An 8,880-nucleotide genomic window follows, 5' to 3' on the forward strand; every position below is an offset into this window, starting at 1 on the left:
CTTAATGATTAATAATTATTGTATCTTCCCTTTTTAGCAATTTCATGGGCTAAGCGTATAGTAGAAACCGACATTTCCGCATAAGTAACTTCCTGTTGCGGATTAAATTGATTTTTTTCAGTAGCAAATAAACCATACTTATTCGCTAACGCTACATAACCAATGTAGTCGGATTTAATTTTATTTGTATCCTCAAAGTTAACCTTGTATATATCATAATGCTTAGCCGCATGCTCTAGCCCTAGCACACGGATATACCAAGCAGAAAGTTCTTCTCTTGTTACTGGTGAATCAACAGCAAACTTCTTATCCCCCGCTTTTATAATTTCAGCACTTACAGCACGTTCAATCAACTGAAATAATGGATGTTTTGGATCTATATTATCGAATGTTTGCTCCACCGTTTCATTGCCATAATAATACCTTCCCTCATAGAAGTAGGTTAAGGAATTCATTAATATTTTTAAGGCCTCGCCCTTCGTAATAGCTGCATCTCCATTAAAAGCCTTAGCATCTTTTACATCTAAAATTTTTGTGCTTATTAGATAGTTTAGCTCTTCCTGTGCAGTTGGATGAGAAACAACCACAGAGCTTTGCTCTCCACCAAACAGACTGCTCCATTTACCAGTCGTAGCATCTAGAGTACTATAAGAGCTGTCGTTATATACAGGCACATACAGTAAGTCATAGTGTTTATTATCTTTCTTTTGCATTTGCTTTGAATAATTCAGTTTAACTTTTAAAGAATTATTTAAAAGTGTCTTTGCCTCTTTTGCGGAAATCACTTCCTTAAGAGAAGGCCACTCTTCCACCTTTTGTTCATTTACATATAAGCTGCTCAAGGAACCATCTGCTGAAACTCCAACGTTTATGGAATCTCCACTTACTATTATGCCATTAACAACTCGTGGGAAGGAGAAGTTATATGCGCCCATATTTTCCTCATAATAAGGCTCATCGACAGGCATACTAAAGTTGTGTAAGTAAGAAGGAATCCATTCTTTAATATAGCTTGTTGCTTTCGCTAAAGCATCCTTCTGAGAAATTGGCTTGGCAACTTCCTGTTTCTCTCCAAGTTCATTCATTAAATACCCTAACATATTGTGATATTGAATGACTTCCCCAGTAGCCTTGTTAATTTCAATACTAGCACCGCTACCACCGTTTCTATGGTTATACATATACTGAATACTGTAAACCGTCTGACCATTATAGTTCTCAATCTCATCAATAGATTGAATGCTTAATTTAAGCTTGTCAGATTTATTTTCTAACAGCTTCTCAGCTGCTTTCTTCGCTTGTTCCATAGTGATCCCCTTCTGCTTTGCAGGCAGAGGCTTCTCTACAATCTTTTTAAGCTTTGTTTTGGATGGAAATTGATCCGTATATCCATTTGGAGTTAACCACTTACCTGTAGCAGCACTCAATCCAAGAAAATTACCTGTCGGTTGATAGACTAGCTTAACCGTACGTTCTCCCGATTGATAGTCAATATTTACCTGGTATTGAAGCTCTACCTCTAGATTCTCTTTTAATTTGTTTAATATATCTTTTTCAGACTTAATATTTTTTACTTCATCAAATGTATTCTTTTCTTGTGTAGAGGGATATTTATAAAAACTAGTAATTTGACCGTTTCCAAGAACATTTATATCTACACGGTTATCGGATATAGATATATCATTTTTAGTTTTAGTGAATGAAAAAGAGTAGTTAATTGGTTCTGTTAAAATTCTTGTTGGATAATAGTAATTATTATCGCTTTCGAGCTGATAGGAATCCTCCTTCAACAAGGTTTTCACAAAGTCTACGGCTAATTTTCTAGCTTCGTCCTTAGATACCTTTGCCGGGAATAAGGCATCTGATCCAATTGGTGGAGAATATGAAAAATGCTCAATATCTAAATTATCTCCAACAAACCCAACACTTCCATAAACTCGTTTACCTTCTATTGTCTGGGTAAAGCTAAGACTATACCGGGATGTCTCATCCTCTGGAGTATAATAATTGCCACTACTCATCTGAAAATCACTGCTTTTCAATGAATCAAACTGCTTTGGAAAATACGAGCGAAACTTTTTAATTAAATCGTCCTTTGTATAAACAACGTTTGAAGCAGCTACCTGTACAATCGGTTTACTAGTCTGATTCGTCCCATTTGGAGCAGCGCTTACAGTAGTAGAAAATAACCCAACGGTCAATGCCGATGAAGTTAAAATAATCCCAAGCTTATTTAATCTCACCTAAATAGTCCCCCAATTTATTACTATATTTTCATATCTATATCTTCCTATGCTTGTCTATTAACTTATCTATGGAATAGGTTGCTTGAACATAATCTGTTTCCTAACTCTCCTCCCTTTTAAACACAAACTTATTTATATATATGCTCCATAAAATTAGAATATTCCAATTAAAATAAGTTTTTTTGACTTGAGAGGTAAAAGAGTATTTAGAGTGGGTGACAAAGAACTATTTGGGAGAGTGTCGTGAAGTGAAAAAGGGATTGTAGTAAATTATGTGGGCATTGTCGTAATCCATTGCTCGATTGTCGTAAAGTTTGAGTTGATTGTAGTAATCTCTCCGGTCATTATCGTAGTCCATTTGGATTGTAGTAATTCGTGGTGGCATTGTCGTAATCCATTGCTCGATTGTCGTAAAGTTTGAGTTGATTGTAGTAATCTAGCCAGACATTGTAGGAGTCCGAGCTGACATGATTAAAAACAAAAAATGGCCGCGATTTTCATCGCGACCATTTTATAATTATTATGGATTAGTTGACCATAGTCCTGCAGATTTAAGCAGAATTCTTGGGTTCATTTTCAGCTGAGCTACCATAAAGTCAGCGATGTCTTCTGGTTGCATTACTTTTTCTGGATTTCCGTCTGTCAGGTTTAATTCGATTGCCATGTCTGTAGCAATAGTGCTTGGTGTTAATGTAACAACACGGATATTTTGCTTTCTTACTTCTAGCATTAGAGATTCACTCAGTGCGATTACCGCAGCTTTAGATGCACTATAAGCACTTGTAACTGGAGCTCCCTTTTGTCCAGCAGTAGAAGAGATATTAATAATGTCCCCTGCATTTTTCTCGATCATGTCTGGTAGTACTGCTCTAGTTACGTAGTACACGCCCATCACATTTACTTGAATGATCTTAGCCCAGTCCTCTGGATCTACTTCAAGGAATTTACCGAATTTAGAGATGCCGGCATTGTTTACCAAGATTTCGATTGGGCCAAGCTCCCCACGAATTTTTTCAACTGCACTGTTCACAGATTCCATGTTGGATACATCAGCAGCAGCTATGGAAACTTTTACACCATATGTTTGTAGCTCACTTGCAACTGCCTCTAAGTTTTCGATTGTTCTTCCTAAAAGTCCTAGGTTAATACCCTCTTTAGCAAAGGCTATAGCTGTTGCGCGACCAATGCCTCGACCTGCACCAGTGATTAATGCTGTTTTCCCTGTAATTGCTTGCATGCAAATCTCTCCTTATGTATAAGTTTTTCTCACACATTTAGAGTACCCTCATTTGGAGAAAAAATATATTATTTTGCTTTAAAGGACATTTGCTTAGCTGGAGGTTTTATTTCCTTCACGCTTTCAAGCACGGCAAAAATAATCCCCAGCATTAACTGGACAAATCCGAAGGTTCTTAAATCTTCATTTGGTAATCCCAAAAATGTAGTGATAACCATCACCATTCCAAATGTAATCATATATATGCATATTACTATTGGCTTTACTTTTAACTGAACTTCTTCAAGCTTAGTTAGCATAAAAATAACACCAGCTATTAATAGGATAGAGCCAAGGTAGACTAGAGGTATATTCTTCTGAATGTAACTTCCAAATAATAAAATGAGCCCTAAAACAGCTAAGGAAATACCTGTTCGTTTGATGTTCATAGGCTTTCTTACTCGTTTCGTTTTTCTCGAGCCAAGCACCAATGCACCAAGCAAAAATAAACCTATCCCATAGATCAATAAAAATAAGTTACCAATCGAACCTAGCTCATCAACTGTCAATGACATAAAAAGAGAACCAAACAACATAGATAATACTCCTAGAAAAAGTGCCATAGTACCTCCCATGTTTTACCTAATTATCCCACAACAAGAAACTAAATGGTATTTATTTTATTATTTTAATCAATGCGCCCTAAATGGTATTAAATTTCTTTTTTTAATGACTGTGTTTTAAGCACTCCCTATTTAACCTTAATGCGTGTATCGTTCTCCAAATAGTTAGGATATCCCTGCAGTACAAAGGTTACTGGATTATTCTTGGCTCCTTGCTCTAAAGTAAACACTTGAGAATTGGTTGTGTCAGAAATTCGATGAGATATAGCTAGCGGAACTTTACGGCCATTTCTATCCTCGCCGTTAGTGAAAATTGTTTGATTAAAACCTAAATGCTTATCAAAAACTACCTTAAAACTAGACTCATCTATTATTTCTAGCTGCAAAGGATATTGTTTAGATATAGAAGCCACTTCTTTTTTATCAAAGTCTATAACGATCTCTCGCTCATCCCTTGGCATAGCCAAAATATCACCGATAATTAAATATAATTCTTCTGATTCCTGAAAATAATTGCTTTCTAAATAAATTGTTCTTTTCGTAGTGTCAGCACTTCCAAAGCCACTAATAGATGTGGATCCACTTCCCCATACGTTTCCACTTTCATTCTGCAACTTAATAGAAGAAAAATCAAAAATAACCATATCATTTTGTGGATCCGTTATTATATCAATCGCAGCATGCAAAGGAGATATTTTCACCTGTTCTACAGTAAATTTTTGTCCTTCTACTACCACCTCACGATTTAGCTTGTAATGCTTTGGCTTTGCAATTTTATTTTTTAACTCAAATGGTATGACAAATGTTAAATCCTCTTCTCCACGTATTGAAAACTTTAATGTAAAGGCTGGATTATTATAATCGATTGCGCCACTAGGGTCAGAAATCCTAATGGTGCTCTCCACTTTTTGGACCACTTCTTTTTGGGCATGCTCAGAAGTTACATAAGCAAGACCAAGCTTTTCCTCATTTTGGAGCAGGACTGTGTCTCCGAGATGATAACCATTTACGGTATTAGGAGACTCGAGGGTATAGGAAAGTAGCATACCAGTATCATCTGCTATCACCCCATCCAACGTAAAAGTAACATCATTTTCTTTTGCAGAAACACCGATTGCCTCAAAATAGTTGTTTCTGACACTATCTTCTACCCCTCTATCATATTCTACGATTGCTACAATAGCCCCCAAGCCCGGTACATCCTCAAAAATCTGGGCAAAGGCTGGAGAAATGCGTGTCATAAAGGCGAAGCCAAGGAAAAGCACGGCTATAGCTGAGAGGCTAAATCCTATCTTAGACCTGCGCTGTTTTTTTCTTTGTGCTATCTTAATACCGTTTAATATGGCGTCTCCAGTAGCTGAACTAACCTGGATAGCTTCCATTTGTTCATTTACTAAATGCTTAATTTGTTTTACGTTGGTCATTAAACATCGCCCCCTCTCTCTCCCATAAAAACACGAATTTTCTTTAGCGTATGATGTAATCTTGACTTAACTGTCCCCTCTGGAATTTGTAGCCTTCTTGCGATTTCGCTCACCTTTAAATCATTAAAGTATTTTAAATGAATGAGCTCTCGTTGTGCACTCGGCAACTCTCTAAGTGCAAGCATAAGATCCTGGTTAGAGGACTGTTGTTCTTTTTCTACATCTTCATTTAACGAAAATAAATTGCCCTGCTTCTTCAATGTGTCCATACAATAATTCAACAGGATTCTCACTAGCCATGTTTGAAAGAAGGACGGCTCCTTTACTTGGTGACGCTTGGTATAGGCTCGAAACGTCACTTCCTGAAGAGCCTCCAACACATCATGTTCATTTTTTAAATATATAAAGGCAGTTTTATATAAAACATCACGATGTATTTGCATTAGCTGTAAGAAAGCATCGTCATCTCCTGTGATTGCTTTCCTAACTAGGTGCTCCATTTTTGTTCCCCCTCTTTTGTAACTGTTAGACGTTAATTTATATAAAAACGTTCAATGTAAATAAAAAATATTTAAATGGAAAATGACTACGTCTTACGTACTGAATTCTTCTATTTCTCTTTCACTCTCTTTTACTTGTATGTTAAGATAGTGACCGATTGAAAGAGAGAGGTATGAAACATGAAAAAATGGATTATGTATATTTTATCCTTAACCATCTTACTAGGAGCATGCAGCAGTATAGATCAGTTAGTGGTGGGGGACGAAAATCCAATCACTGAGCAAGAGAAAGCTGAGAAAGCTCCACAAAAAGAATTCTCTGAAGCTACGTCGAGCACTACTCATGACGTATCTAAGCTTGAAGAATTTCCATTGGTCAGCGTGATCGATGGCGATACAATCAAAATAAAATACAATGGTGCAAATGAAAACGTGCGTTTTTTATTGATAGACACTCCCGAAACTAACCATCCTAAGCTGGGGGAACAGCCTTTTGGACAGGATGCAAAGGATTTTACGAAACAATTACTGAAAGGACAGGATACAGTCTTTTTAGAGTTCGATGTTTCCTATAGGGATAAATATAACCGGCTTCTTGCTTATATCTATACTTCTGATGGAAAGAGTCTGCAAGAAGAACTGTTAAAACAAGGTCTTGCCCGAGTTGCTTACATTTACGCACCTAATACTAAGCATGTAGACTGGTTTGAAGCCATTCAGAAAAAAGCTCAACAGCAAGCAATCGGGATATGGTCAGTGGAGAATTATGTTACGAACAGTGGCTACGATAAAGATGCGGTTGTAGAAGTGAAAGCAGTTAAAAAAGCTAATGAGGAAAAGAAACCGAATAGTATTACTGATTGTACAATAAAAGGTAATATCAATTCTAAGGGTGAGAAAATCTATCATGTCCCTGGTCAGCAATATTATGAAATGACAGTTGCCGAAGAAATGTTTTGCAGTAAGGAAGAAGCTGAAGCAGCAGGGTTCCGAGCAACACAAAGATAATAATATCATCAGCTCCATCACCCGGTGATGGGGCTTTCTTTTATTTCTAACTTATTAAAAAGCCCCCACTCAACCTGCTCCATTTAGAAAAATGTACAAAAAATTCTCAAAAAAATGTTAATAATACACAAAAAGAGGGTATCTAGTTACCATTAATATATTTCCTGAATAATATAACAACATAGTATTTGCTTCAATTCTTGATTTTATATCTAATAAAAGGAGTGATTAAATGGAAAAAACAATAAAAAAACCATCTTTATCCTATTCATTATTCATCCTCATTTTAATGGTTGCGGTTATATCCACTGGATTAATACTATTGGAAGCCCCTATTCAAATTATGCTGTTCACTGCGATCGTTGTTCTCATTCCTTTTGTTTTGCGTCTTGGCTATTCTTATGAAGAAATTGAAAAAGCAATGTTCGCTTCCATGCTTAAAGCCCTTAAGCCTTCCCTAATATTGATGGCAGTAGGGATATTAATCGGTACATGGATAGCATCTGGTACAGTTCCTACTTTAATCTATTATGGAATTCAATCTATTTCTCCTCAATTTTTCTTGGTAACTACTCTTTTATTTTGTTCTGTGGTCTCAATGGCTACAGGCTCTTCTTGGGCAACTTTAGGAACAGCAGGGATTGCTATGATTGGGGTAGGTCAAAGCTTAGATGTTTCTCTGGCGATGACAGCTGGAGCAATAGTAAGTGGAGCTTACTTTGGGGATAAGCTTTCTCCCTTATCCGATACAACAAATCTCGCTGCAGCAGTCGTTGGTATAGATGTATTTACCCATGTAAAGCATATGCTTTGGACAACTGTTCCCGCCTACGTTTTATCAGCAATTATATTTACCCTTATTGGTTTAAATACCGAAGTGGCAGCTGTTAATTCAGCTGAAGTTAATAGCTTGACTGGATATTTAGCAGCTAATTTTAATCTAGGAATAATCTCCATGCTTCCAGCCCTTTTCCTCTTTGTACTACTAATTACGAAACAACCTGCTATTATCTCAGTTTTTTTAGGAGGAGTCGCAGGTGCCCTTGTCGCTATTTTTTACCAAGGTATAGATATGACAAGTATTTTGGGAGTAGCTTATAATGGCTTTTTTGTAGAATCAGGTATTGAAGCGATTGATTCCTTACTACAGCGAGGGGGATTAGTAAGCATGCTGCCAATGGTAGCAATCTTTATTTTCGCCCTTGGCTTAGGGGGTTTATTGAATATCTCGGGAGTGCTAGTAACCATCATTGATTCTATAATTAAAATGATCAAGAGTAGAGCATTACTCGTTTTTGTAACGATGATCATGTCCTATTTTACACTCGGTCTTGGGGGAAGCTTCTCGTTTGCAGGAGTTATGACTGGAACATTCATGAAACCACTGTTTGATAAGTTTAATTTACGGCCTGAAAATCTTTCAAGGGCTATGGAAGATACCGCAACACAGGGCTGTGCTTTGCTGCCTTGGACAGCAAGTGGTGTCTTCACTGCAACTACGCTAGGAGTACCGACATTAACGTATCTACCATTTTGTTTTTTAGCTATGCTCACCCCACTTTTTACTTTTCTTTATGGCCTCACAGGATTTTCCATGAAGGAAGAAAAGAAACAGCCTAAACACTCTACAAAAGAAGTACCGACAGCCTAATAGATGGGTTACGCAAAATTTAAAAATCGATTCTTCTATTTTTAGAAGAATCGATTTCTATGTAAAAGCAGCTGCCTCCTCGCATTTTCCCATTTGCCTGTCGGGGCAGGGATAGGCGCTTTCGCTTTTCTTGGTGTCTAGCTACTGCGCCTTGCCCCTCGGGGTCAAATGGATAAAAGCTCCGGTGGCTGTGGAGCTGCCTCCTCGCTTTT

Annotated in this window: 8 protein-coding genes; 2 read left to right on the forward strand and 6 right to left on the reverse strand. The window is 37.2% G+C overall.

Features of this window, described 5'->3' with window-relative positions:
* Positions 1–8 precede the first annotated feature (8 nt).
* The 5 genes from HF876_RS19270 to HF876_RS13210 all read right to left on the reverse strand — a co-directional run bounded on the left by HF876_RS19270 (position 9) and on the right by HF876_RS13210 (position 6,009).
* Positions 9–2,243, reverse strand: coding sequence for a YcdB/YcdC domain-containing protein (locus tag HF876_RS19270; RefSeq protein ID WP_169360526.1), 2,235 nt, complete (start codon positions 2,241–2,243; stop codon positions 9–11).
* Between the two features lie 523 nt (positions 2,244–2,766).
* A complete protein-coding gene (locus HF876_RS13195; RefSeq protein ID WP_169360527.1) occupies positions 2,767–3,483 on the reverse strand; it encodes a 3-ketoacyl-ACP reductase in 717 nt (238 codons plus the stop codon).
* 68 nt (positions 3,484–3,551) lie between these two features.
* A complete protein-coding gene (locus HF876_RS13200) occupies positions 3,552–4,085 on the reverse strand; it encodes a hypothetical protein (RefSeq protein ID WP_169360489.1) in 534 nt (177 codons plus the stop codon).
* Positions 4,086–4,213: 128 nt separating this feature from the next.
* Positions 4,214–5,509 (reverse strand): DUF4179 domain-containing protein, encoded by a 1,296-nt coding sequence (locus HF876_RS13205; RefSeq protein ID WP_169360528.1) that lies wholly within the window; start codon positions 5,507–5,509, stop codon positions 4,214–4,216.
* Entirely contained in the window at positions 5,509–6,009 is a 501-nt protein-coding gene (locus tag HF876_RS13210) for a sigma-70 family RNA polymerase sigma factor (protein WP_169360529.1), read from the reverse strand. Before HF876_RS13210 ends, HF876_RS13205 begins: the two co-directional genes overlap by 1 nt.
* A 180-nt stretch (positions 6,010–6,189) precedes the next feature.
* Between HF876_RS13210 and HF876_RS13215 the strand changes: the two genes are divergently transcribed.
* Positions 6,190–7,017: a thermonuclease family protein gene (locus HF876_RS13215; RefSeq protein WP_169360530.1), complete on the forward strand. Its 828-nt coding sequence runs from the start codon at positions 6,190–6,192 to the stop codon at positions 7,015–7,017.
* A gap of 232 nt (positions 7,018–7,249) precedes the next feature.
* Positions 7,250–8,668, forward strand: a complete 1,419-nt coding sequence (gene nhaC / locus HF876_RS13220) for a Na+/H+ antiporter NhaC (RefSeq protein WP_169360531.1) — start codon at positions 7,250–7,252, stop codon at positions 8,666–8,668.
* Positions 8,669–8,687: 19 nt separating this feature from the next.
* Here the strand turns inward: nhaC and HF876_RS18775 are convergent.
* Positions 8,688–8,880: hypothetical protein (locus HF876_RS18775; RefSeq protein ID WP_205964104.1), on the reverse strand; the 193-nt coding region annotated here is incomplete at its 5' end.

This window comes from Psychrobacillus sp. BL-248-WT-3 (assembly GCF_012843435.1).
GTDB lineage: Bacteria > Bacillota > Bacilli > Bacillales_A > Planococcaceae > Psychrobacillus.